Genomic DNA, 25,992 nt, shown 5'->3' with positions numbered 1-25,992 from the left:
TATGTATCAAGACGAAACGAACGATGCCGTAGCTTTACTTCAACAGCTGATTGCTATTCCTTCTTTCAGCAAAGAGGAAAAACAGGTGGCAGATTTTCTCGAGCGATATATCGAGATGAAGGGTTATGTGGCAGTTCGAAAAGACAATAATGTATGGATATTGCCTCCCGGATTTGATTCGGAACGCCCTACAGTGCTGCTGAATTCTCATATTGATACGGTGAAGCCGGTTGCAGGTTGGATGCGCGATGCGTTTAAACCGTCAGTGGAGAATGGGAAGTTATTTGGTTTGGGAAGTAACGATGCGGGTGCGAGTGTGGTGAGTTTACTGCATGCTTTTTTTTACCTTACGCAGAAGCAACAATCCTATAATCTGATTTTTGCCGCGTCGGCCGAAGAGGAAATTTCGGGTCGCAATGGGATAGAAAGCCTATTGCATGAATTGCCCAAAATTGATTTTGCCATAGTGGGCGAGCCTACGGGAATGAATTTAGCTGTTGCTGAGAAAGGATTGATGGTGCTCGACTGCGAAGTTCAGGGAAAGGCAGGACATGCAGCGCGTAATGAAGGCGAAAATGCTATATACAAAGCTTTGTCTGCTATCGAATGGTTTAAAACATTTGATTTTGAAAAAAAATCGGAGCTTCTTGGTGCTGTAAAAATGACCGTGACGCAGATAAATGCCGGTACGCAACACAATGTGATTCCGGATAAATGTTCTTTTGTGGTTGATGTGCGGAGCAATGAAATGTATTCCAATCAGGAAATTCTGGATGAAATTGACAGGCATATTGAATGCTCTGTTATTCCTCGCTCAACGCGTTTGAGTTCAACTGCTACGCCATTAAACCATGCAATAGTGAAACGTGGGCGTGAATTGAACAGAACTGTTTTTGGGTCGCCGACTCTTTCTGATCAGGCGCTTATGCCTTTCCCCAGTCTGAAAATGGGACCCGGCGATTCTGCCCGTTCTCATACGGCTGATGAATATATTTTGATTAGCGAAATAAACGAAGCTATAGATATTTATATAAAGTTATTGGATGGATTGACCATTTAGGATGGCGAGATAAAATGGTGCGCTAGAGACGTAAGAAACTGTACTAATCAATAATAAACCCGCAGGTGGCACATATGGGTTCGACAACTTTTCGTTGTTCGAACCCTTTTTTTATGTCTTTGGCTTTGTTCGTGTTTAGAATGTTTGTCAGTTTTTCGGTAAAGATATTTCCCAGTTTCATATTGGCATCGGCATCCAGACAGCACGGAATCACTTCTCCACCGGCCAGTATGGCTATATGATCGCGCAATGCATAACATGTCTTCCGGGTTTGCGTCTGCTCGTTATCTTCGTCAGGCCACTCGAACCGCGGAGCACGTTGCAGGAAAATATGATCGGCCAGTTTTACTCCATTTCCATTTTTTTCATCGATCTTAAGATCATCAGTTGACAAGCAAAACTGTTGTCCGATTTTTTTTAGACAGATAGCGTTGAAATTCTCACTCGCTTCATTTGTAGAGTTCCATAGCCGGAGGCAAACGTATGTTTTTGGGGAGAACAGGATGCTGAAATCAAGCATAGTCTGAAGATATTCATCCCATTTTTCAGGTTTAATGTTTTCTTCAGCATCATGTAGCGAGATATTGATTTGTCGGATACTGTGTTTGAGCAGAATGTCTTTCTTCCGTTGCAGTAATCCTCCATTGGTTGTTATATTGATATTTAATCCGGCAGTTTCGGCAATGCTCAGAATTTCATCAAGCTGTGGGTGCAAGAGTGGTTCGCCCAACACATGTAAATAGATATAGTTGGTGAAAGGTCGTATTTTATCCACAATTGTTTGAAACTCATCAGGAGTCATGAATTTCGTAGCTCTCGACGTTTTAAAACAAAAGCTGCAATCGAAATTGCAGCTATTCGTTATTTCTATATATATTTTTTTGAATTTCAATTATTTATGCTTTATTCTGAAATCAATAATATTATGAATAGAAAGAATACCAATAACCTGATCTGACGCATCTACAACGGTTAAAGTTGTTATTTTGTTGATGTCCATGAGCTCAAGTGCTTCAGTGAGTAGCTCATCAGGAGTAATTCTCTTGAAGCTGTGAGTCATAATTTCAGCAGCAGTAAGGTTCTTGAGCTCATCAAATTTTTGAATGGCACGTCTGATATCACCATCGGTTATGATGCCTACAGCTTGTTCAGCGTCGTTGTAAACCATTGTCATTCCAAGGCGCTTATTACTTACCTCGTAAATAATATCCTTGAAAATAGTGGTTTCATGTACTTTCGGAATGTCAGTGAACATTTCATCTTTCACTCTTGAAATCAGGCGACGACCTAATGCTCCTCCCGGATGATAAAGAGCAAAATTTTCGGCTTTAAATCCCCTACGCTCCATTAAGCAGATGGTCAGCGCATCGCCCATAACCAGGGTGGCCGTGGTTGATGTAGTTGGTGCAAGTCCGAGTGGACAGGCTTCCTTTGATATGCCGACATTGAGAACCAATGATACCTCTTTTGCCAATGCGGATCTTGGATTGCCGGTCATAGCCATCAGTGAGCAACCAATTTCCTTGAGTGGAGCCACTACATTCAGAATTTCAGCAGAGTTGCCACTGTTAGAAATCAACATCACTATATCGTTACTATTAATCATGCCCAGGTCGCCATGCATGGCTTCGGCAGCATTTATAAATATCGACGAGGTGCCGGTTGAAGCAAGCGAGGATGCGATTTTGTGTCCGATAATTCCCGTTTTACCCACTCCCATGATAACCAATTTCCCTTTGCAGGCATAAATTTGTTCCACGGCTTGGTTTATTTCCGGTCCAATCTTGTCTGCTAGCTTTTGGAGTTCGGCTATTTCAAGATTAAATATCTCTTTGCTTCGTTGTATAAAATCCATTTCAATATGTTTTCAGCAATAGCTGTTCATAATCATTTCCACAAACTCCCGAACGCATCCTTCACCGCCTTTTTTCTTCATCTGAATAATTCCGGGAATATTTTTGATAGTGTCCAATGCGTTTGATGGACAAGCAGCTAAGCCAACATTCGACAAAAGTTCAAAACAATTTACATCGTCACCAATGTAGGCAACTTCCGATAATTTCAAACCTTCCTTACTGCATATTTCTTTCACAGAGGCAAGCTTACCGCCTTCGCGTTTGCCCTGATACAGGTAGTCTAACTTAAGTTTGTTGAATCTTCGTTCTACAAGTTTTGTATCTTCGGAGGTGATAATACCAGTTTTAATGCCTTTATCCCTAATCAGTTGCAGACCCATTCCATCGTGAGTATTGAATTTCTTCAATTCATCACCTGCTTCGGAATAATACATTCCTGCATCGGTCAGCACGCCATCCACATCGGTCAATAAGAGTTTTATTTTAATGGGTTGGTGATTTTTAGTTGGGATTTTTGCGCATACTGCTTGCTGCTTATTGCTTACTGCTAACTGTTTTGTAATATTATCAATAGCAATTGCTTGCTCTAGGATCTCTTTTATTCTTGAAAGGTGAATCTGATTTGGCCCATCAGAAAAAGCATGGTCGGGATCAGGATGCACTTCAGCAAAAATGGCATCAACTCCAACAGCTAGTGCAGCACGCATCAGATAGGGAACCATCTCGCGATTTCCTCCGGTGGAAGTTCCTTGTCCTCCGGGTTTCTGAACAGCATGCGTCGCATCAAAAACCACCGGAAATCCGTAAGAACGCATTTCGACCAATCCTGTCATGTCCACCACCAGATTGTTATATCCAAAACTGGATCCACGTTCGCAAAGCAGGATATTTTCGTTGCCTGAATCACGTAATTTGTCAATTACATTTTTCATATCCCAGGGTGCCATAAACTGACCTTTCTTTACATTGACAATTTTGCCGGTCTGCGCAGCTGCCACCAATAAATCTGTTTGGCGCGACAGGAAAGCGGGGATTTGCAACATGTCAGCAACTTTAGCAACTTCAGCACATTGCCAGGCTTCATGCACATCGGTAACAATGGGTAAATCAAGTTCTGTTTTTACACGTTGAAGTATCTCAAGTCCGCGTTTCATACCTAAGCCTCGTGGAGCTTTTACCGAAGATCGGTTAGCCTTGTCGAACGATGATTTAAAGATGAGATGAATATCAAGCTCTTCGCAAATTTCTTTGAGTTTGGCGGCCACCATCATGGTCATTTCTTCCGATTCAATGGCGCAGGGACCTGCAATTAATACGAAGCGATTACTCCCTCCGATTTCAAAGCGATTAATGACGTTTATTTTGCACGTATCGATTATCATTAAAATATTATTTAAGCAATTGTGAATGCACGAACCCAGTCAACTTCAAGGCTTCCCGCACTTCCTTTTTGATTTTGAGAGATAAATGAGTTGAACGCAAGGTACATGGAATCTGTCGGAATGTTGCTGGCAGTACGATAAACCTCCAAATCATTAATGAGCCAGATAAGCTCTTTGTCAGACCATATCAGCGAATAGATATAAAATTTAGAAGCATTTAATCCTGTAATTTTAATTCCGTCAACTACGTTTTTGTTGGCATTACCCAGCGTTATGTTTTTTCCATCGTATTGGAAAATATTGACGTGAGGCAATTTTCCATCGGCTCCCAACCAAAAAGCATGCTGAACATTGCCTGCGCAACGAAGTTTGGCACGAAACATTCCTCGTTTTTGACGGAAAGTATTGGCAGTTTGCAATACATCAGAGGTAAAATTAAATTCTTTATCGATAAAACCTTTAGATACATCCCAGGCTCGGGCTGTAACAGTTTCGTGTTTGGTGGCTATTTTCAGTATTCCGTTTTCCACCGAGATGTTTTTTCCGGCATTATTAGCCTGTTTTTCATTGGCAAACGAATGGCTCGCGATGAGTTGGTCGCTTTTATAGTGAAATCCGAAATTCCAGTGCGACTTATCCAATGTGTTCCATTCGAATTCATCTTTGAACGTTGGTTTTAAAGAACGGTAATTCTTGAAACGTTCGGGTTTTTCGTTTATATAAAAAATAATATCTTCGTTTTTAGCTAGTTCGTGAAAGCGTTGTTGTTGAGTAAACTCGGGGGTGCTGTGCCAGCGGTTTTCGTTTGCCCAAAATTCGTTTGCTTTAATAAATTCGGGTTTTATTATTTTAGTTTCAAGCTGTTCATACTCTTTTATAATGTAAGAGTTATGAAATCGTATGTAGGTTTTATACTCTTTGGAATGTTCGAATTGTTTAAATTTCCTGAGATTTTCAGAAGCTTGTACTTTTTTCTTATCACCTAATAATTCATAGTCGGGTGTTTTCTTAAAGTTCAGAAACTGCTTTAGAATGTCAGATTCCAGTACGTGGTAATAAAGTTTAATTGCCGGTGAGTTATGAAGTTTCTTGTACTTCTTCGTCACTCTGTACTCTTCAGTATCTTTATATTTCCTGTTTTTTAGAATCTTTTTGTTCTCCTGAAATTTAGCTGACTTAATGATGTGAGAGAGTTTTTTATATTCAGCAAGTTCAACAGATTTTTCAACTTCTGCATATCTATGCATTGCCTTTACGAGTTCAGCTTCATCTTTTTCGAGTTTGGCTGTAGGAGTAATTCCTCCAAAAAGTTTTTTCCAAAACAGATTCATAGAATGACGATATTATGAGTTTTCAATTGACGATTTAATTAACTCCATACAGTGATTAATGTTCGAAACGATAACGGGTTTGTATTTCTCTTCGGCAGGAATGAATAACTCACTGCGCATATAGTCTATTTGTTTCAGAAAATGATCGTAAAATTCATTCTGATTGACAATGTAGAGTGTTTTCTTGTGTTCGCCTACTATACCTGAAGCAATTATATCCAACATTTCATCCAATGTTCCGTAACTTCCCGGAAGCACAATAAAGACGTCAGACAATGCTTTCATTTGTGCTTTACGCTCGTTCATGGTTTCTACCGTTATGAGCTCAGAAGACAGCGCACTTCGCCTGTTCATGCGGATTACGGCTGTCGGAATCACACCAATGATTTTTCCTTTTTTGCTGAAAGCCCCTTCGGCTACCGAATCCATTAAACCTCCAGTAGCACCGCCATAAACCAGCGTGTTACCACTTTCGGCAATCAGCTCTCCCAGTTGAAAAGCTGATTGCTTGTAGTGCGCAGCTATGTGGTTGCTCGATGAGCAGAAAACGGCAATATTCATGATATGGTTGATTGGTAAATTTGTTGATTCGTTGTTTGGTTCATCGGTTGATTAGCCACTCAGACCTTATAAACTAACCAATAAACCATTCAACCAATAAACCGTTTCCCAATATTAAGCATCAATTTTTGCGTAAGTTGCATTTTGTTCGATAAACTGACGGCGTGGAGCAACATCATCACCCATCAACATGGAGAATACATGGTCTGCTTCAGCTGCATTTTCAATGTTTACCTGACGCAATGTACGATGTTCAGGATTCATGGTTGTATCCCACAATTGAATTTCGTTCATTTCTCCCAAACCTTTATAACGCTGAGTATGAATTCCGCTGTCAGTACCGCCACCGTATTTTTCGATAAAAGTCTGACGTTGCGCTTCTGTCCAGCAGTATTCCTCAACCTTACCTTTTTTGCACAAATAGAGTGGAGGAGTAGCAATGTACAAATAACCCTGTTCTATCAGTTCTTTCATGTGGCGGAAGAAGAAAGTCATAATCAATGTGGCAATGTGGCTACCATCCACGTCGGCATCGGTCATGATAATCACTTTGTGGTAACGAAGTTTCTTCATGTTCAAAGCCTTGCTGTCATCTTCCGTTCCAATAGTAACGCCTAAAGCGGTGTATATATTGCGTATTTCTTCACTTTCGAGGACTTTGTGCTGCATGGCTTTTTCCACATTCAGAATCTTACCACGCAATGGCAAGATAGCCTGAAACTGACGGCTACGACCTTGTTTAGCGGTTCCACCTGCCGAATCCCCTTCGACAAGGAATAACTCGCATTTTTCAGGATCTTTATCAGCGCAGTCAGCCAGTTTTCCGGGTAATCCACCGCCGGAAAGTGGCGATTTGCGTTGCACCATTTCGCGCGCTTTACGCGCTGCATAGCGTGCTGTGGCTGCAAGAATTACTTTTTCCACAATGATACGGGCAGCTTTTGGATTTTCTTCCAGATAGTTCCCAAGTGCTTCGCCAACGGCCATATCTACCGAACCCATAACTTCGTTGTTGCCAAGTTTGGTTTTAGTTTGACCTTCGAATTGTGGTTCCTGAACCTTGATTGAAATAACAGCAGTCAGTCCTTCACGGAAGTCATCGCCACTAATTTCAATTTTCAGTTTTTCCAACATTTTGCTGTCTTCGGCGTATTTTTTCAGCGTACGGGTCAAACCGCGACGGAAGCCGGCAAGGTGAGTTCCACCTTCGATGGTGTTGATATTATTTACGTAGGAGTGAATGTTTTCGTTGTACGAAGTATTGTAGGTCATGGCAATTTCTACCGGAATACCATTCTTCTCGGTCGAAATATGAATTACACTCTCAATAAGCGGTTCGCGGGCTTCATCGATGTATTCTACAAACTCTTTCAGTCCTTCGTCGGAGTGAAACACTTCTGTTTTGAAACTTCCGTCATCGTTTAACTGGCGCTTATCGGTAAGTGTCAGTGTGATACCTGCATTCAGGAATGCCAGTTCGCGTAGGCGGCCGGCAAGGATATCGTATTTGTAAATAGATTCGATGAAGATAGAGTCATCAGGAAGGAATGTTGTCTTTGTACCGTTGGTTGTAGATGTTCCAATTTCCTGAACTGGAGCTTTTGGAATCCCGCATGAATATTCCTGCATGTAAAGTTTGCCATTTCTGGAAACTTCCACGCGAACATAAGTAGAAAGAGCGTTCACACACGAAACACCCACACCGTGTAAACCACCGGAAACCTTGTAGCTGTCTTTGTCGAATTTACCTCCGGCGTGAAGCACAGTCATTACTACTTCCAGTGCCGATTTGCCTTCTTTTTCGTGCATATCGACAGGGATTCCACGTCCATTATCGATAACTGTAATAGAATTGTTCTCGTTAATGAAAACCTGAATATTGTTACAATGTCCGGCCATAGCCTCATCGATAGAGTTATCTACCACCTCGTACACCAAATGGTGCAGACCTTTGATGCCTATGTCGCCAATGTACATTGCAGGACGTTTGCGCACTGCTTCCAAACCTTCCAGCACCTGAATGCTACTTGCTCCATAATTGGCACTTGCAGCTTCTTTTGCTTTTTCTTCTTCGCTCATTTTTATTTTAAGTTATTTGATTACAAATGTTTAGGAATGTGTCATCGCTTTCGTTTTTTGTAAAGCGTACCATCTCGAAAAACAGACAAATATACAATAAATTATTGAAATGTCAGCTATTGTTGGGGTAGTTTTTTAAAATTGAATGAGGGGCGAAACTATTAAATTTAATCTGTTTTGATGGCAAAATAAAACTCCCTTTCGTTCTTAAACAAAAGGGAGTTCTTGGTTGTGAAAATGACAGCAGTTTAGCTGTATTTATGAGAATTTGAAAAAAATTATTCCAATATTTCGTTGTCGTGCATTTCTTTCATAAACGTCACGAAATCATTTTTCTTGTCGGAATCCATCCATTCCAGACTGCGACGCGGGTGGGCGTTTAAAGCTCCCGAAATAAGATAAGGAATGTGATATCCCCAGTCGATTTGACTTTGCATTGGGTGAACGTAATCCTGAATAACCTGCAATAAAGGCAGCAAGCGGTATTTTGGATTTTTGAGGAAGGCAATAAGAATTTCTATCGGGCAATTTCCGGCACCACGACCAAGTCCCATCAATGTGGCATCCAGCATAGTGCAGCCTTCCATAATGGCGGTGTAGGTGTTTGACATAGCCATCTGCATGTTGTTGTGTGCATGTATTCCTATCTCTTTTCCGGGCAGGGCATTTATGTATTTGCGCACCAGGTGCTGAATGGATTCTACGTACATGCTTCCGTAGCTATCAACAGCATAGAAGGTCTTAACGCGTGAAGCTGCGATATCTTTCAAAGCCTCGTCCAGTTCGTGCTCGTTTACCGTAGAAACGGCCATTAAATTGATACAAACTTCGTAGCCTTTGTCCATACAGTGATGAGCCAAAGCAACAGCTTTATCTACTTGATGTACGTAACAAGCAACACGAATCATATCCAACGCACTGTCGGCAGCCATCGGAATGTCGTCCAACTCAATGCGACCAATATCTGCCATGGCCGAGAGTTTCAGGTTGGTTTCGTTTTTGCCTACAATGCGTTCAAGGTCTTTTTGCAGGCAGAATTTCCACGGTCCATACACGCTGCGGTCGAATGCTTTTTCGCTGCTCAGATAACCGATCTCCATATAATCGATTCCGGCTTCCACACAGGCGTTGTAAACTCCACGAACGAAGTTGTCGGAAAATTGCCATTTATTCATCAGCCCACCGTCGCGCACGGTGCAGTCCATTACTTTAATTTCTTGTTTGTACATCTGTTGACCCCCAACCCCCTAAAGGGGGCTTTTTGATTAGTTGTTATTTGATTAATTATTGTTTGTTGTTGATTTGACTCTTAAGCCCCTTTAGGGGTTTGGGGTCTTCTTCCCAGAATTTCCAACTCTTTGCCGATATTATGATCTACCAGAAAGCGGTAAATCTGTTCGAAAGTATCTTTGTCTAACCCGTGATTTTCTGCCCATTCGCCACGCACTTTTATCACATGATCTTTGCGATCCTGCGCTACCACGCTTTCTGCATCGTTCTTGTATTTCACAATTTCGCTGACATATTGAAAACGCAGTGCAAACAGTGCAATGATTTCTTTATCAATGATATCAATTTGATGACGAATTTCGTCTTTGCTTATGCATTCGGAAGGTTTTTTTGTCAGATTCAAAGCCGCAATGTTTTATATTTGTGTAAAAGTCGCACAAAAATAGGGAATTTGTTTTGAAATTTAAAACGCAGGATTGAAATAAGTTTCAATTTGATATTTATTTGGTCGGGCATAGATTCAATATTCGGGCTCACTGCTGCTGAATAAAAAACCGGCGATAGAACATAAAGTCCTATCGCCGGTAAATTTTCAATTTTCGACTATCAATTATAAAAGATCTACGCTTCGTTTTACAAAGTTGGCTAACGCTTCGCCTTTCAGCATGTTGTTTGCCAATAGTGCCAGGTCAATTAACTGACGTACTTGTTTGTTGTTGCCGGCAAACGCTTTGTAAACAGCCTTTTTCTTGTCGGTAAGATCCTGAATTTGTTTTTCCAGTTCTTCCAGTTGGGCTTTTTCTTCGCTTGGGATTTCTTCGTCTTTTTTGCCTTTCTGGTTGTCTTTCAACGTCGATTTCTTTTCTTCGGCAAGAGTCAGTTCAGTAGCAAACGGACTTACTTCTGTTTTGCAGGCTGTTTCTTCTTCGGTCAGCAGTTTTTCGATAACGGGGTGAGCCGTATTTACCACCAGGTTATAGCTGTCGGGCATTTCGCCGTAGAAGCCCATCATGCCGCCTTGTAGTGCCGACATTTCTTTCATGCGGCGCATAAATTCGTTTTGAGTAACGAAAACAGGATTGGCAGTAGCCGAAAGTTGTTCAAAAGTTACAATGAAATTGGTTTTGTCCAGCGTAGGAATCTGCGATTCGAAAACGGTAACGAGAGCATCGCGTTGGTCGTTGGTGAGAGTTACTTTATTGTCGTCATTTTTTTGAATGATTTTGTCAATAACATCGCTGTCAACACGAACGAAACGCGTTTTCTCGAATTTTTGTTCCAGTTGGCTTACCACGTGTACGTCCAGTTGTCCGTCCATAATCAGCACGTCATAACCTTTGTCTTTGGCGTGTTGAATGTAGCTGTATTGTTCGTCGGCGTTGCTGGCGTACAGGTAAATAAGGTCGCCGTTTTTGTCTTTTTGGTTTTCGCCCACTAATGTTTTGTATTCTTCGAAGGTGAAGTATTTTCCATCGACATTTTTCAGTAAAGCGAATTTTTCGCCACGTTCGTAGAATTTTTCGTCGCTGAGCATGCCGTATTGGATGAAGAGTTTGAGGTTATCCCATTTTTCTTCGAAGGCAGTACGGTCGGCTTTGAAAATTTCGTTCAGGCGGTCAGCCACCTTTTTGGTGATATGGCTTGAAATCTTTTTCACGTTACCGTCGCTTTGCAGGTAGCTGCGCGAAACGTTCAACGGAATATCGGGTGAATCAATCACACCGTGCAACAGCGTCAGGTATTCGGGTACGATGTTTTCCACGTGGTCGGTAACGTACACCTGATTGCAATACAGCTGAATTTTGTTGCGCTGCATGTCGATGTTGTTCTTGATTTTTGGGAAATACAGAATACCTGTAAGGTTGAACGGATAATCTACGTTGAGGTGAATGTGGAACAACGGATCTTCGCTCATTGGGTTTAGCTCGCGATAGAAATTGCTGTAGTCTTCTTCTGTCAGGTCGGTAGGTTTACGTGTCCAGGCAGGGTTGGTATTGTTGATGATGTTGTCCTGATCGGTTTCTACGTTTTTGCCGTCTTTCCATTCTTTCTTTTTGCCGAAAGCAATTTCGATAGGGAGAAACTTACAGTATTTGGTGAGCAATTCCTGGATTTTTGATTCTTCGAGGAAGTCTTTGTTTTCATCGTCGATGTGCAATACAATGTCAGTTCCGCGGTCGGCTTTGATGGTGTCTTCCAGGTTGTACTCGGGGCTACCATCGCATGCCCAGTGCTGAGCTACGGTGTCTTCTTTGTGCGACTGTGTAAAGATTTCAACTTGTTTGGATACCATGAACGAGGAATAGAAACCAAGTCCGAAGTGACCGATAATGGCTTGCGCATCGTTTTTGTATTTTTCCAAAAACTCTTCGGCTCCCGAGAAAGCAATCTGGTTGATGTACTTGTCAATTTCGTCGGCGGTCATCCCTATTCCGCGGTCGGAAATGGTCAGTGTGCCTTTCTTTTTGTCGATGGCCACGCGCACGGTGAGGTCGCCAAGTTCGCCTTTGTATTCGCCAACGGCTGCCAACGTTTTGAGCTTTTGTGTGGCATCTACGGCATTCGATACTAATTCACGCAAAAAGATTTCGTGATCGCTGTACAAAAATTTCTTGATAACGGGGAAAATATTATCACTCGTAACCCCGATGTTTCCTTTACCCATTGTAATCTATAAGTTAATTGGTTTAATATGTTGATTTGTTTTATAAGTGCTTAATCGGGGCGCGACGTTGAGTCGTACTCCGATTTATAGGTTGTGCGGTGTTGTGCTATTCAAAAAAAGTGCCAGCGGGGCAGGGGTGACAGAATGACAGGAATTAATGCATAATTCATAATGCATAGTTCATAATTGGCGGAGATTAATTTTTCTAACCCTTCGTCGGGTTGCGCGTCTCTCGATTGAATTCTGTTTTTCTAACCCTTCCCCCTGCGGGTACTTCCCTTTATCAAAAGGGAAGATTTCGGTGTGCGGGAGTTTGTGCGTTGAATATGATAATTGCAATGTGGAAAGACAGCCTGTAAGGCTACTATATACTAGCCCAAGGTGAAGCCTTGGGGTTTTATGAGTGGGATAGGTTTTCGGGCTGCAAGCCCGGCATAATGTGATGAAACAAATATATTGCCCTTTCAGGGCGCATTGCGCATTTGTGGAACTAAACCCAACGCGTCACTTCGTTTTGCATTGGGCTAGTGTATACCGGGCTTACAGCCCAAAGATGCTTCAGCATGAAAGACGGATTTCAATGACATTTATTTGGCACGTATTATAGATATACGCATTGGTGCGAGTAAAACTACTTGCAGAATTGAGCCAACAAGTTGGTTAATCAGATTCTGCCACTTAGTTCTTATATGTAGTATTACAGTAAGGATGTGTAAGTTGACCATTGTCTGGAATTCCTAAACCTCCATCTTCTTTTCTTTGAATGTGATCAATTGAAATGGCATTTTTATGAAGGAAACCGTTACAAATTTTACATCTTAATCCGTTTTTTATTGCTTCCCTTATAAACACTTCTGATTTTGTATCTGTGGTGAAATCTTTATACTCATTACTCTCATTTTCATTATCCTCAAGTTTTAGAAACTTGAATTTTTCTGTTTTTACTATTTTCTGAATAGATTCATTGAGAGTGATATTGTTATTTAAATCAGAAATGAGAATTAAGAAAAAATCAACAACATGAGGAATACTCCTTGTCGCACTTCTAAAATTTCTTGTGATTTGGGTTATAATGTAGTCATAATCAAGCAAAAACTTCTCAAATTGTTCTCTAGCTTTGATGAAATTATTAAAGTAACTTTTTCTTTCAAGTTCTAATAAGAAAGCAACTATATAGTAAAATGATGCAGGTTTATGTTTTCCCTCAATAGAATAAAAGTAAACAATTGGATGTAGGCCAAGTGAGGATGGATGAACACTATTTATCCTCCAGGCGATTTTTCTTGCTTGCTTTAAATAATTAATTGTCACATCTCCTTCTTTGTCATCATTTAAAGTTTTTGAAAAGTCATCATCTATTTTATTAGACATATTGACAAATTCCAAAATTAAAGGAAGGCTTTGTGCTGAAAATAATTTACCACCAATTGGTATATCTAGAGTCTTTACAGGTGTTTTTAAAACAGGACTATAAATTATATCGTGAATTTCTTTTGACAATTTTTGAATCTCTGCTTGATTCTCTGCGGAGAAGTCAGCCCAATATTTGTGTCCTTGCCCACCTCTAATAATACCTCTAGCAGCTATGCAGTTTGGTTTTTTTCTTGATTGTAGAATCTTTAATTCAGTAGGGTCGATTTTTGAAGCTTGTTGATTGATTTTGAAGAATGAATTTTCTGCTTTCTTAGCATCTCCATCAACCCATTGCACTTGAATTGAATATGCTCCAAGATTTTTTGCCCTTTCAACAAAAATAGGATTTGAATTTATGTTATTAGGGGCTTTAATTATATCTAGGTACTTTCCAATTCTTTTGTTGACGAGTTGTCTTGTCTTATTCGCAACGTCTATTTGTTCTTCGTTAATAATGGAGTTGTAAAATTTTTTAGATATCTCACCGTCGCCATAATCATCATTTATCCATGAAATTAAGGCGCTTAATCTGTGTGCTCCATCTATTACAAAATATAATCCAGTCTGACTACGCCACAAAATGATCGCAGGAATTAATTCTCCATTTATATAGCTTTCAATGAATTCTATGATCTTTTTACTCTCCCATTCGTTTGTTTCTCTTTGAAAGTCTGGTTTTCTTAAGAAAGGGTAGAAAAAACCACCAGTAAAATTTGTGATAGAAATAGAACTAAATAAGTTCGTCGAATTTTGTACTCCCGAAATTTCAAAGTCCTCTCTTGGTATAAGAGCATCTAAATTTACTTTTGACATAGTTTTTAAATTGTAGTTATCATTTTTGTGTTGAATATGGCAGATTATATTGGATAATATCAATGTAATCTAAAATAAAAATATATATACTGAGTAAATATATTTACCCTTAAGGGCTTAATTTGCAAAATTATTCTTTTTTGTTGAATAATTAATAACTTTATAAGTTTAGTTATATTTGTAATGTTCGAATAGGGGCGCAAACCTTGCGCCCCTCTCAATCCTCATTTATTTCCCCGTTGCGTTGGCATCGGGTGCAGTTCCCTTTTTATGTCCACCGGCTGTGTGAATTATTTCGCGGGCATTCTGATAATGGCCGTATGCCGTTGGGTTTACGGTTTTGTATGGCAGCATCATGGCATCGAGCGAGTCTTTGGTGAAGTTGTAGGCTTCGTCCAGTTTTGCTTTGATGTCGGCAGTGGCTTTTGCTGAGCGCGCTTTGATGTTTTTGATGGCGGGATCTTTTGCATCAAATTCGGTCGAATTGGTGTTGAGCGCATCAATGTCTTGTTGCGCCACGTGCCAGGTTGACAGATAAGGCATTAAGGGCAACGCCATGTCGTAAATAGTATGAATCTCTGTAATCAGGTCGTTTTGACGCAAGCGGTTCAGGTCATACTCCGTGATGTCCGAATCCATCTTCAGACGGCTGTCATTAGTAGCCGCAGCGTGTGCACCTATGCCTGCCAGCACTTTTAAAGCAGCATTTATTAAAGCTGTTTTGGTTTCGCCTTTTAATGCTGTCTCTGTTTTTGCATTTTTGGCTTGCTCTAGTTCAAGTGCTTCCACTTCGGCAACGTAATTTCTCAGTTTTTCAACCGCCTGTTGTAGTGCTGGTTTGCCTTCAAACAATTGTGGGTTTTCGTCGAAAAAACGAAGTACGCTTTTCAACATGTCTAACAAATTAATCAATTTTCTGGTCATAATTTTAAATACAGTTTTAGAGTTAATGATTTGTTTTTGATTTTTATAATGGAGAATTGCCTGTCGACAATTGCCTATTATCGAAATTAAAATGGAGTGCGAATAGATATTTGCTCGTTGTGCGTCGTACAGATGGCGTTGCGTGTGCGACTGGTGTCATTGTGAACTTGTCAGACTTCAATGTGAGATCGGCAGATGCCATTGTGCGCGCGACAGACATTGTTGTGTAGTTGACAGATGTCATTGTGTAAAAGTCAGACGTCGTTGTGAGCTTGTCAGACCTTATTGCGCGGCTGAAAACCGTTTGAGTATATAAGGGATGTTTTGTCGGATTGTTGGCGGGGTTAACCAGTTTTACATAATATGCGAAACCCGCATGGATAGGCAATTTCGGGGATGTGTGGTTCATAAGTATAGTAAGGGTTAGGTGATTAATGACAAACAATAGATAAAGACAGCACAAATATATATAAATGTTTTAAATTAAAAAATAACTCTTTGTATTTTTCTTGAAAAATAATTCGAAGCTTGTTTATTAGCCTTTCGGCGTCTCTTTATCTTTCCAGTTATTTTTTGTAATTTTGCACCCCTGAAATGGTTATCGGTCTGTCCGGTGGTCGTATTAATTGGTAAATGCATATTTCTGATGAAAAAATTTAAAGAATATAGCGGTCTGAATTTGTCGGACATCAACAAGGAAATGTTGTCGCAATGGAGCGAAAAGGACATTTTCCATAAAAGTATAGAAACCCGCGAGGGAAAACCATCGTTTGTTTTTTATGAAGGACCTCCTTCGGCTAACGGTCTGCCCGGAATTCACCACGTGATGGGACGTACGATCAAGGATGTTTTTTGTCGCTATAAAACTATGCAGGGCTTTCAGGTAAAACGTAAGGCAGGATGGGATACGCACGGACTTCCCGTGGAACTTGGTGTGGAAAAAGCACTGGGCATTACCAAAGAAGACATTGGTAGCAAAATCAGTGTGGACGACTACAATGCCGCCTGCCGCAAAGACGTGCTCAAATACACCAAAGAGTGGGAAGACCTGACCACCAAAATGGGTTATTGGGTGGATATGAACGACCCGTACATCACGTACGATAATCGTTATATCGAAACACTGTGGTGGTTGCTCAAACAACTTTACAACAAAAACTTATTATACAAAGGCTACACCATTCAGCCTTACTCGCCGGCTGCCGGTACCGGACTTTCAACGCACGAGCTCAACCAACCCGGTTGCTACCGCGATGTGAAAGATACTACTTGCGTGGCGCAGTTTAAACTGAAAAACGAAGAGAATACCTACTTCCTGGCCTGGACAACCACGCCCTGGACTTTGCCTTCGAACACCGCTTTGTGTGTTGGACCGGCTATTGATTACGTAAAAGTAAAGACTCAGAATCCGTATACCAAACAAGACTGTAACCTCATTTTAGCCGAAAGTCTGCTTGCAGCCGTTATGGGCAAAAATGAATACGAAATACTTGATCGCAAAAAAGGTACTGAACTGGCAGGAACTCCTTACGAGCAACTAATCCCCTGGGTAAATCCGGGCGAAGGCGCTTTCAAGGTTATCACCGGCGACTTTGTAACTACCGAAGACGGTACGGGTATCGTTCACATTGCACCTACTTTCGGTGCCGACGATGATCGTGTGGCGAAGCAAAACGGAGTACCTCCCATGTTGCTTATCGACAAAGATGGTAACCGCCAGCCGATGGTAGACCGCACCGGTAAATTCTTCAAACTGGAAGATTTAAGCGCTGAGTTTGTAGCTTCAAACGTCAATGCCGAATTGTATGCCGAATATGCCGGACGCTATGTGAAAAATGCGTACGACAGTAGTCTGACTGAAGATGATGCCACGCTGGATATTGATATCTGTGTGATGTTGAAACAACAGGGCCTAGCTTTCAAAATAGAAAAACATACACACAATTATCCACACTGCTGGCGTACCGACAAACCTGTATTGTATTATCCGTTGGATAGCTGGTTTGTGAAAACCACTGCTTGCCGTGAGGAAATGATGGCACTCAACGACACCATCAACTGGAAACCACAATCAACCGGAACCGGACGTTTTGGTAAATGGTTGGAAAACCTGCAGGACTGGAACTTATCGCGCAGTCGCTACTGGGGAACTCCACTTCCTATCTGGCGCAGCGAAGATGGAACCGAAGAAATCTGTATTGGTTCGGTCGAAGAACTTGTTGCTGAAATCGAGAAATCAATTGCAGCCGGATTTATGTCCGAGAATCCATACAAAAACTTTAAAGTGGGTGAATATACAGCCGAAAATTACGCAGTAAAAAATATAGATTTACACCGTCCGTATGTGGATGGCATCGTGTTGGTGTCTGCCTCAGGCAAACCGATGAAGCGCGAGCTCGACCTGATCGACGTTTGGTTCGATTCGGGTGCTATGCCCTACGCACAATTGCATTATCCGTTCGAAAACAAAGAACTGATTGATAATCATACGAATTTTCCTGCCGACTTTATTTCGGAAGGTGTTGATCAAACACGCGGTTGGTTCTTTACACTTCATGCTATCAGCACCATGGTTAAAGGAAGTGTAGCGTTTAAAAGCGTTATCTCCAACGGACTTGTTTTGGACAAAAACGGCAACAAGATGTCGAAACGTCTGGGCAATGGTGTCGATCCATTCTCAACGATTGAGAAATACGGTTCCGATCCGCTTCGCTGGTACATGATGACTAATGCTTCGCCCTGGGATAACCTGAAATTTGATTCGGAAGGTATCGACGAAGTGCGTCGTAAATTCTTCGGAACGCTTTACAATACCTATTCGTTCTTCTCGCTGTATGCCAACGTGGATAAATTCACCTATGCCGAGGCTGAAGTTCCGATGGATAACCGCCCTGAAATCGATCGTTGGATTATTTCGTTGCTGAACACGCTGGTGAAAGACGTAACCGAGTATTACGAAACTTACGAACCAACCCGTGCGGGACGCGCGATATCTGATTTTGTGGGTGAAAATCTCAGCAACTGGTATGTTCGCCTGAACCGTAAACGGTACTGGGGCGGCGAGTATGATGAAGATAAAATTTCGGCTTACCAAACACTTTATACTTGTTTGGAGACCGTTACACGTCTGATGGCTCCGATTGCTCCGTTTTTTGCCGATCAGTTATTCCTCGATCTGAATGCTGTTACCGGAAAAGACAGCAATGAATCCGTTCACCTGGCCGATTTCCCAACGTACGACGAAACATTGATTGACAGCAACCTCGAAGCATGTATGCAATTGGCGCAGCAAACTTCGTCCATGATATTGGCATTACGCCGTAAAGCGGAAAAGAAGGTTCGTCAGCCACTTAGCAAAGCCGTGGTTCCTGCACCGGACGAGATCACTTTCAATCAACTCAGCTACATTGCCGATTTGGTAAAGGCTGAAGTTAACGTGAAAGAGTTCGAGGTAATTCCTGCCGACAACGACATGGAAAACCTGGTAAAGAAAATCAAACCAAACTTTAAAACGCTGGGTAAGAAATACGGTAAACAAATGAAGGAAATTGCTCAGGCAATGACCTCATTTGGCAACCATGAAATAGCCGAAATAGAGCGTAACGGAGTATTTGTACTCGCATTACCAACAGGTAACGTGGAACTAACCACCGAAGATGTGGAAATCTTTACGGAAGATATGCCGGGCTGGTTGGTAGCCAACGAAGGAAAGCTCACCGTGGCGTTGGATATAACCGTTACTGATGCTTTAATTCGCGAAGGAATTGCCCGTGAGTTGGTAAACCGCATTCAGAATATCCGTAAGTCAAGTGGATATGAAATAGTGGATAAAATCGCCATTGAAATTGAAGGACGCGACGAGATAAACGATGCTGTAAATGAGTATGCGGGTTATATAGCTTCGCAAACGCTCGCAAATTCCGTAGAATTGGTGCTGAATCTGGAAGATGCCACCGAGCTGGAGTTTGATGAATATATGGTGAAAGTAGCCGTGAAAAAAGTGTAAAATAGCCTCTTCGGCTAAAACGGGCTTTTTTGCGTGTGTATCTTTCTGAAAATCGTTTATGAGTGTTATGATAAATATATATTGCGTTTAGCTAAAATTAAATACAAAAATAATTGGCAAACTGAAACTTATTTCCTATTTTCGCAGGCAATTAAAAAAGCAGTCTAACTGGCTTTTACAAAGAGAATTTCAAAACCTTTTTTAAAATATATGAATATGGCTGAGAAGACTAGATACACAGATGCTGAATTGGATGAATTTCGGACGCTGATCACCGAAAAGCTCGAAAAAGCGCAACTGGAATATGAAGCATTGCGCAATGGCATTACCAATTTGGATGGGAACGATGTAATGGATACTTCTCCCACTTTTAAAGTACTGGAAGAAGGTGCTGCTACACTTTCGAAAGAAGAATCAGGACGATTGGCTCAACGCCAAATGAAGTTTATACAACATTTACAATCGGCTTTAATTCGTATCGAAAACAAAACTTACGGAATTTGTCGGGAAACCGGAAAATTGATTCCTAAAGAACGCTTGCGTGCCGTGCCTCATGCTACACTGAGCATCGAAGCTAAAAACGATAAAAAATAAGAAGTTGAAACATAACGAAATTCGGCAACGGGGCAATTGCCTGTTGTCGAATTTGTGTTTTTTAAAACCCGGGAATGTTGCCGTCAGGTGTACTTTCATAGATTATCCCGGGTTGAATATTAATTAATAATGATATCTCTCAATGTCAATCACTAAAAAGTCAATTTTACTGATATTTCTGGTTTTGTTTATAGATCAGGCGGCTAAAATCTATGTCAAATTGCACTTCACCATTGGCGACCATGTTGATATTTTCAGCTGGTTCCAGATTTATTTCATCGAAAATAACGGAATGGCATTTGGAATGGAAATTCTCAGCAAACTGTTTCTGACGCTTTTCCGTATAGTTGCAGTGGTGTTGTTGGCTTTCTATATTCGTAATCTGATTCGGAAAAACTTCAAAACAGGCTTTATTCTTACCGTTTCGCTGGTATTGGCCGGAGCTGCCGGTAACATTATCGATTGTCTGTTTTACGGGGTTCTATTTAGCGAAAGCAGCTTTGCTAGCGTAGCTTCGTTTCTACCCGATGGAGGTGGATATGCACCCATGTTTTATGGCAAAGTGGTGGATATGCTTTATTTTCCGTTGATTCGCAGCGCGGAAGGTCAAACCCTCTTTTTCAGTCCTATATTTAATATTGCCGATTCGGCTATCAGTGTTGCTGTAGTTGTCATTTTGTTGTTTTATCGCAAAGAACTCAATGAAAGTCTTGAATCCAAAAAAGATAAGAATGTTGAACCAATCGAATAGATTTTACACACGTGTAGTCTGGTTTCTTGGATTCATATTGCTTTTATCAGCTTGCGAAGGCCGACCAAAAGGCGTGCTGAATAAGTCTGATATGACCAAGGTGTTGGTGGACATGCACAAAGCAGAAGCAGTTTTGTCGGAAAAAGGCCTGAGTTATGGTTTATATTCCAAAAAAGCTCCTTATTACAAATACATTCTGAAGAAATACGGTATCACTCAGGCCGAGTTTGATTCATCGTTGGTGTGGTATACCAAACACCCGAAAAATTTCACGCTGGTATACGCTAATGTAGTTGAAGAACTGACTGATTTCCAAAAAGAAATAAAAAACGGCAAGTATCATCCTGTAGATACTATGTCGTATAGAATTATCAAAAACAATGTGTGGAATCAACGTACAAAATACGTACTCACGAAGGATTCTGCCAGAACGCATTTGGCTTTTCTGATTCCCACTCAGGGATTTATGTATAAAGATGTATACGTGTTGAAGTTCTTGCAATGTATTGCACCGGAAGATTCGAGTGTGAGACAACGGATTGTTTTACGGATAAACTATTGGAATGGTAAGACAGACAGTGTTTCCAAAATGGCTTATCACGATAGCATTCTCCGCCGCTATACTTTCCGCTTCCCGGCGATAAGAAAATACAAAATCAAATCCGTTTCTGGTGAATTGTTGAGTAGCACTGCTTACAAAGGGAAATTGAATGCTTTTGTGGATAGTATAAGTCTGACCCGTGAGTTTGATTATGTTCTGCAGGACAGTCTGCGGAGAATGGTTGAAAAAGCGGACCCTAAAAATTATGAAGTGAATGGCAATCCTGCTCAGCCTTTGCCTGGACGCAGAGTCATTCGACCCAATCACAAGATATTACCTCAGTAATCATGGTCTGCATTGGTAGCCAACTGACTTTTTGTTCGCCCGGCAACATCCTCCGAAGAACAGCTGTAGAAAAAGATGAACGTAATGTTGTAAGCCGTATTTTCAGCTTGGATGAATCCTCGGTAGAGTCTGCCCATACCTTGTTTTACGATGGTATTATTTCTGCCGAAATGGTGTCGCTGAAGCAGCATGTGTCGAGTGAAAAAATAGCAGAACTAACCGCAGATTATTGCTATATTGATGCTTCTGAAGATAACTTTTCGGAGAAAATTATTGATCATGCAAACCCAATAATTCTCGATTTTGGAGGCTTGACGCTGAAAGAAATTAATCGGAAACTTGCTGAAATAGCTCAACAGTGTTCGTTAATTCCGGTGTTCGACGTAATAGCCGGATGTGTTTTTTATCCGGCTTTGTTGCTCGGATATGAAGCGCAACTAACCCAGGGTCGTCAAACAAAATTGCTTCTTTGGGAGCATACTGACTTAGTGAATAAGACTCTTACAGTTTCTACAAAAATACAGGAATTTTAGTATTTCTGAATTGTAACCGAAACAAAAGTCAATCAACTGTGTTATTACAGAGTCTCAATTAATCATCCGTTATAACTGGCTAAAGGGCATAGTGAGTTCTTTCGGAGATGTATTTTTCAACAATAAAACAACATTAACAATGTGGCAAATATTTCTTGGTAGTTTACTCCTTAGCCTGATTCACGCATTGATTCCTCACCATTGGATTCCAATTATTGCTATTTCGAAGACGGAAAAATGGACTAACAGACAGGCTATTAATGCAACTTTGATTACCGGGCTCTCGCACATGATAAGCACCATTGTTATTGGTATTGTTGTAGGATTTGTGGGCATAAAACTATTTGAAAAATACAGCTCCATCACAAGTATAGTTGCGCCCACCATCCTGTTGGTGATAGGTATCGTGTATTTGATTCTGGATTTTCGCTCAGGACATCACCACCATCATTTCGATTTGGATGATGAAAAACTAAAAAGCCGAAAATCAAGAACTGCGATTATTTCTTCGTTGAGTTTGGCCATGTTTTTGACGCCTTGTGTAGAAATTGAAGTTTACTATTTTCAGGCAGCCAACTTTGGTTGGGCAGGAATTTTTACGGTGTCAGCGGTTTATCTGATCATGACTTTGCTTTTCATGTCTGCTTTGGTTTATTTTGGACTGAATGGAGTGAATAAATTAAATCTGAGCTTTCTGGAGCATCATGCAAAAAGAATAACCGGTGTTGTTCTTATCGCTTTGGGAGTTGTGGCTTATTTTGTTGAATTTTGAAATACACCGAGACGTTTTTTGTATGTCCTAAACAAGTAGATAGATTAAAATATGGCAAGTCAAAAATGGATTGTATCAAATATGCCTGATTTATCAGGCAAAACAATAATTGTTACAGGCGGTAACAGTGGATTGGGATTTGAAGCCGTTAAGGCTTTTGTTTCAAAAAACGCGGATGTTATCATAGCTTGCCGTTCGCTGGATAGAGGTGAAAAGGCTAAAAAGGAAATAATCAGATTTTTTCCGAATGCTCAAATTACAGTTATGGAGCTTGATTTATCCAGTATTCAGTCGATATATAGTTTTGCTGCAAAATTTAAAAAGAACTTTGTTAGATTGGATGTTTTGCTCAACAATGCCGGCATTATGATGGTTCCTTATGGAATGACACTGGACGGATTTGAGCAACAGCTAGGAACGAATCATCTAGGTCATTTTGCATTGACCGGTTTGTTGTTGGAATTTCTCCGGAAAACGCCGGGCTCCAGAGTCGTGAATGTAAGTAGTCTGGCTCATAAACAAGGCAAAATAGACTTTGCAAATTTACTTTACGTCGGAGGGAAAGGATATACTCCATTGAAAGCATACGGACAGTCGAAGTTGGCTAATTTGCTTTTTACCTATGAATTGCAGCGTTATTTTGAAAAAAACAATATTGATTGCAAGGCATTGGTTGCGCATCCGGGTGTTTCTGACACCAATCTTTTTGTACACATTGCGCCTAAATGGGTTATGAAATTGATACGCCCTGTTTTTAAGCGCTTAACCCAGCCTGCATCTATGGGAGTTCTTCCGGAGTTACGTGCGTCTGTCGATCCGGAGGCGAAAGGAAGTGATTTCTTTGGGCCTGATGGGAAGTATGAAACTAAAGGTTATCCTGTTCTTGTTCGTTCGAACGCTGCTTCGCTGGATAGAGAAAGTGCCGCAAAGCTGTGGGAAGCTTCTGAAAAACTGACCGGAGTGATTTATAATTAGCCTCTATCGGTTGTTCCCAAACCTCAAGATTGATATTGCTCATAGTTTCTAAAGTTATCCTATATTTCGATAGAATAGGTTAACATTTGCGAGAGCATGACTCTCATTTCGGGAAAAAATTAGTATTTTTGCAGTCAAATTTATAAATATAGGTTGTCAATTGTCTGATAGATCTTCAATTTTCAACTGCCATTATCAAATTGTACATGAGTGTTGTAGAAAAGATTAAAAGTGCCAAAACAACGGCTTTCTCGTTTGAATTGCTGCCTCCTTTGAAAGGAAATGGTATCGAAAGTGTGTATAGAACCATCGATGCTTTACGCGAATTTGACCCAAAATACATTAATATCACAACGCACCGTAGTGAATTGGTTTTTAAAGAAAATGCACAGGGACTTTTCGAACAGGTTGCTGAGCGTCATCGCCCGGGCACTGTGGCAATTGCAGCAGCTATTCAGAACAAATATAAAATTGCCGTTGTACCGCATATTATATGCAGTGGATTTACACGTGAGGAAACTGAATATGCACTTATCGATCTACAATTTCTTGGAATAACAGATTTGCTTTTGCTCAGAGGAGACAAGGGCAAACATGAACGTGATTTTTCCCCAACGGGTCATAAGAATGCTACTGAACTTCAGGTTCAGGTGAATAATTTTAATCAGGGCTCATTCCTTGATGGCTCTAAAATGAAATCGCCTATTGTTCCTTTTTCTTACGGAATGGCTTGTTATCCTGAAAAACATGAAGAAGCTCCAAATTTGGATTCAGACTTGTTTTATGCTAAAAAGAAGGTAGATGCAGGTGCTGAATATCTGGTAACTCAAATGTTCTTCGATAATCAAAAGTATTATGATTTTGTTGAGAAATGTAAGGCTAATGGAATAAATGTACCCATTATCCCGGGCATAAAACCTATAACGCTGATGAATCAGCTGACTGTTTTGCCAAAGATATTTCATACCGATATTCCGGAAGAGTTTGCTGCCGAGTTGAGAAAGTGCAAGACCGATGCAGAAGCTGTTGAAGTAGGAGTGGAGTGGTGCGCAAAGCAAGCCAAAGATTTAATAGCGCAGGGTGTGCCAAGTATTCATTTTTATAGTATGATGGCTACTCAGAGTGTGAAACGAGTGGCTAAAGATGTATTCTAAATATATATTCCGATGTTAGGTTTTCTTTTATTTATAATAGTTTTTGTACTGGTAATCGGGCTAATACTTATTACTACAGTACTGGGATTTATACGCTCTATTTTCAGCTTTGGAAGACGCGCTGATAAAACGCAAAATTCAGCTTCCGAAACTTATCAGCAGCCTTCGGCAAAATCAAAGATATTTGATAAGAATGAAGGTGAGTACGTTGATTACGAAGAGATAAAGTAGCAGGTTCTATTGGAATCTTACTTCTTTAAAGTAAAATCCTTTTCTTTCTCCAAGCTTAGTTTCCAATTCAAGCTGCCCATCGGAGTGTACAGATATTATTCTGGCCTGAAAAGTTTCTGTTTCCGTACTGTAAGTATGAAAACCATCCTTGCGATATAATGCTTCTGCATAAGATGTGCGAATTTCCGACAGGTTTAATTCGGCATATAACTCCATGATATTGCGGTGGATTTTATCAAGCAACGCTTTTCTGTTCTGACGTTTTCCGGTTATTTGGAGTAACGAAACCGGATTTGGGGCGTTGCTTACAAACGTTTTTTGGTTTACATTTAAACCAATCCCTATCACAGCCGACTTAATTTTATTCCCCTGAAGAGAATTTTCTATCAGAATTCCAACCAGCTTTTTTTCATTCCAGTATATGTCATTCGGCCATTTTATGGTAATTCCATCAGTGTATTCGTCTAATGCTTTTTTTATGCCCAGACTTACTATCTGGGAAAGCAAGAACTGATTTTCAACCGATACTCGTAGAGGATAAAGAATCATACTGAAAAGTAGATTCTTACCGGCTTCCGATTCCCACGAATTTCCAATTTGCCCTTTGCCGGCTGTCTGAAAATCTGTCCGAACAATGAAACCTTCTTCTAAAGTGCTTAACCGTGACATTTCCCATAGCAGCGCATTGGTGGAGTGGGTTTCTTTACAATAATAGCTTTTTAATACGCTCGTGGTATTTTCAACTGGTGTTTTCATGGATTCTATATCGGCGAATT

General features: G+C 40.7%; 22 protein-coding genes. 10 read left to right on the top strand and 12 right to left on the bottom strand.

All coding sequences use genetic code 11. The features are described from left to right. The first annotated feature begins 1 nt into the window (after window position 1). On the top strand, window positions 2-1,060 hold the full coding sequence (locus PALPR_RS08415) for a M20 family metallo-hydrolase (protein WP_013445198.1): 1,059 nt from the start codon (window positions 2-4) through the stop codon (window positions 1,058-1,060). A gap of 43 nt (window positions 1,061-1,103) precedes the next feature. On the opposite strand, the gene PALPR_RS08410 is transcribed toward PALPR_RS08415, so the two are convergent. The 11 genes from PALPR_RS08410 to PALPR_RS08360 all read right to left on the bottom strand — a co-directional run bounded on the left by PALPR_RS08410 (window position 1,104) and on the right by PALPR_RS08360 (window position 15,314). Continuing rightward, window positions 1,104-1,952, bottom strand: a complete 849-nt coding sequence (locus PALPR_RS08410; RefSeq protein ID WP_013445197.1) for a radical SAM/SPASM domain-containing protein — start codon at window positions 1,950-1,952, stop codon at window positions 1,104-1,106. Continuing rightward, window positions 1,953-2,915 (bottom strand): KpsF/GutQ family sugar-phosphate isomerase, encoded by a 963-nt coding sequence (locus PALPR_RS08405; protein WP_013445196.1) that lies wholly within the window; start codon window positions 2,913-2,915, stop codon window positions 1,953-1,955. 12 nt (window positions 2,916-2,927) lie between these two features. Next, window positions 2,928-4,298 (bottom strand): 3-deoxy-8-phosphooctulonate synthase, encoded by a 1,371-nt coding sequence (gene kdsA / locus PALPR_RS15995; protein WP_013445195.1) that lies wholly within the window; start codon window positions 4,296-4,298, stop codon window positions 2,928-2,930. Window positions 4,299-4,309: 11 nt separating this feature from the next. Next, window positions 4,310-5,629, bottom strand: coding sequence for a glycoside hydrolase family 16 protein (locus PALPR_RS08395; protein WP_013445194.1), 1,320 nt, complete (start codon window positions 5,627-5,629; stop codon window positions 4,310-4,312). Between the two features lie 12 nt (window positions 5,630-5,641). Then, entirely contained in the window at window positions 5,642-6,190 is a 549-nt protein-coding gene (locus PALPR_RS08390) for an LOG family protein (RefSeq protein ID WP_013445193.1), read from the bottom strand. Between the two features lie 114 nt (window positions 6,191-6,304). Continuing rightward, the gene (gene gyrB / locus PALPR_RS08385) at window positions 6,305-8,269 is read right to left on the bottom strand and encodes a DNA topoisomerase (ATP-hydrolyzing) subunit B (RefSeq protein WP_013445192.1); all 1,965 of its coding nucleotides are present in this window, start codon (window positions 8,267-8,269) and stop codon (window positions 6,305-6,307) included. Between the two features lie 278 nt (window positions 8,270-8,547). Further along, on the bottom strand, window positions 8,548-9,498 hold the full coding sequence (locus PALPR_RS08380; protein WP_013445191.1) for an aldolase catalytic domain-containing protein: 951 nt from the start codon (window positions 9,496-9,498) through the stop codon (window positions 8,548-8,550). Between the two features lie 80 nt (window positions 9,499-9,578). Further along, complete coding sequence (locus PALPR_RS08375; RefSeq protein ID WP_013445190.1) at window positions 9,579-9,902, bottom strand: chorismate mutase; 324 nt, start codon at window positions 9,900-9,902, stop codon at window positions 9,579-9,581. A gap of 207 nt (window positions 9,903-10,109) precedes the next feature. Next, window positions 10,110-12,164 carry a molecular chaperone HtpG gene (htpG, locus tag PALPR_RS08370; RefSeq protein WP_013445189.1) on the bottom strand — a complete coding sequence of 685 codons (2,055 nt, stop codon included), beginning with the start codon at window positions 12,162-12,164 and terminating at the stop codon, window positions 10,110-10,112. A 678-nt stretch (window positions 12,165-12,842) separates the two neighbouring features. Further along, on the bottom strand, window positions 12,843-14,390 hold the full coding sequence (locus tag PALPR_RS08365) for a GmrSD restriction endonuclease domain-containing protein (RefSeq protein WP_013445188.1): 1,548 nt from the start codon (window positions 14,388-14,390) through the stop codon (window positions 12,843-12,845). 228 nt (window positions 14,391-14,618) lie between these two features. Continuing rightward, window positions 14,619-15,314, bottom strand: coding sequence for a hypothetical protein (locus PALPR_RS08360; RefSeq protein WP_013445187.1), 696 nt, complete (start codon window positions 15,312-15,314; stop codon window positions 14,619-14,621). A 643-nt stretch (window positions 15,315-15,957) separates the two neighbouring features. Here PALPR_RS08360 and ileS point away from each other — a divergent pair. From ileS to PALPR_RS08315, 9 genes are all read left to right on the top strand, one after another. Continuing rightward, window positions 15,958-19,320 carry an isoleucine--tRNA ligase gene (gene ileS / locus PALPR_RS08355; RefSeq protein ID WP_041620829.1) on the top strand — a complete coding sequence of 1,121 codons (3,363 nt, stop codon included), beginning with the start codon at window positions 15,958-15,960 and terminating at the stop codon, window positions 19,318-19,320. Between the two features lie 216 nt (window positions 19,321-19,536). Continuing rightward, on the top strand, window positions 19,537-19,914 hold the full coding sequence (locus PALPR_RS08350) for a TraR/DksA family transcriptional regulator (RefSeq protein WP_041620828.1): 378 nt from the start codon (window positions 19,537-19,539) through the stop codon (window positions 19,912-19,914). A 142-nt stretch (window positions 19,915-20,056) separates the two neighbouring features. After that, window positions 20,057-20,665 (top strand): lipoprotein signal peptidase, encoded by a 609-nt coding sequence (locus PALPR_RS08345; protein WP_013445183.1) that lies wholly within the window; start codon window positions 20,057-20,059, stop codon window positions 20,663-20,665. Further along, window positions 20,646-21,551 carry a DUF4296 domain-containing protein gene (locus PALPR_RS08340; protein WP_013445182.1) on the top strand — a complete coding sequence of 302 codons (906 nt, stop codon included), beginning with the start codon at window positions 20,646-20,648 and terminating at the stop codon, window positions 21,549-21,551. Before PALPR_RS08345 ends, PALPR_RS08340 begins: the two co-directional genes overlap by 20 nt. 2 nt (window positions 21,552-21,553) lie before the next feature. Then, a complete protein-coding gene (locus PALPR_RS08335) occupies window positions 21,554-22,084 on the top strand; it encodes a hypothetical protein (RefSeq protein WP_013445181.1) in 531 nt (176 codons plus the stop codon). Window positions 22,085-22,223: 139 nt separating this feature from the next. After that, window positions 22,224-22,856 (top strand): hypothetical protein, encoded by a 633-nt coding sequence (locus PALPR_RS08330; protein ID WP_013445180.1) that lies wholly within the window; start codon window positions 22,224-22,226, stop codon window positions 22,854-22,856. Window positions 22,857-22,907: 51 nt separating this feature from the next. Continuing rightward, a complete protein-coding gene (locus PALPR_RS08325) occupies window positions 22,908-23,831 on the top strand; it encodes an oxidoreductase (RefSeq protein ID WP_013445179.1) in 924 nt (307 codons plus the stop codon). A gap of 206 nt (window positions 23,832-24,037) precedes the next feature. After that, the gene (gene metF, locus PALPR_RS08320) at window positions 24,038-24,985 is read left to right on the top strand and encodes a methylenetetrahydrofolate reductase [NAD(P)H] (RefSeq protein WP_013445178.1); all 948 of its coding nucleotides are present in this window, start codon (window positions 24,038-24,040) and stop codon (window positions 24,983-24,985) included. A gap of 12 nt (window positions 24,986-24,997) precedes the next feature. Continuing rightward, entirely contained in the window at window positions 24,998-25,216 is a 219-nt protein-coding gene (locus tag PALPR_RS08315) for a DUF4834 family protein (RefSeq protein WP_013445177.1), read from the top strand. A gap of 6 nt (window positions 25,217-25,222) precedes the next feature. Here the strand turns inward: PALPR_RS08315 and PALPR_RS08310 are convergent, their stop codons facing one another. Further along, window positions 25,223-25,972 (bottom strand): biotin--[acetyl-CoA-carboxylase] ligase, encoded by a 750-nt coding sequence (locus PALPR_RS08310; RefSeq protein WP_013445176.1) that lies wholly within the window; start codon window positions 25,970-25,972, stop codon window positions 25,223-25,225. Between the last annotated feature and the right edge of the window lie 20 nt (window positions 25,973-25,992).

The sequence above is a fragment of the Paludibacter propionicigenes WB4 genome (genome assembly GCF_000183135.1).
Classification (GTDB): domain Bacteria; phylum Bacteroidota; class Bacteroidia; order Bacteroidales; family Paludibacteraceae; genus Paludibacter; species Paludibacter propionicigenes.
Note: the sequence above shows the minus strand (reverse complement) of the source record. Positions and strands in the feature narration are given on the sequence as shown.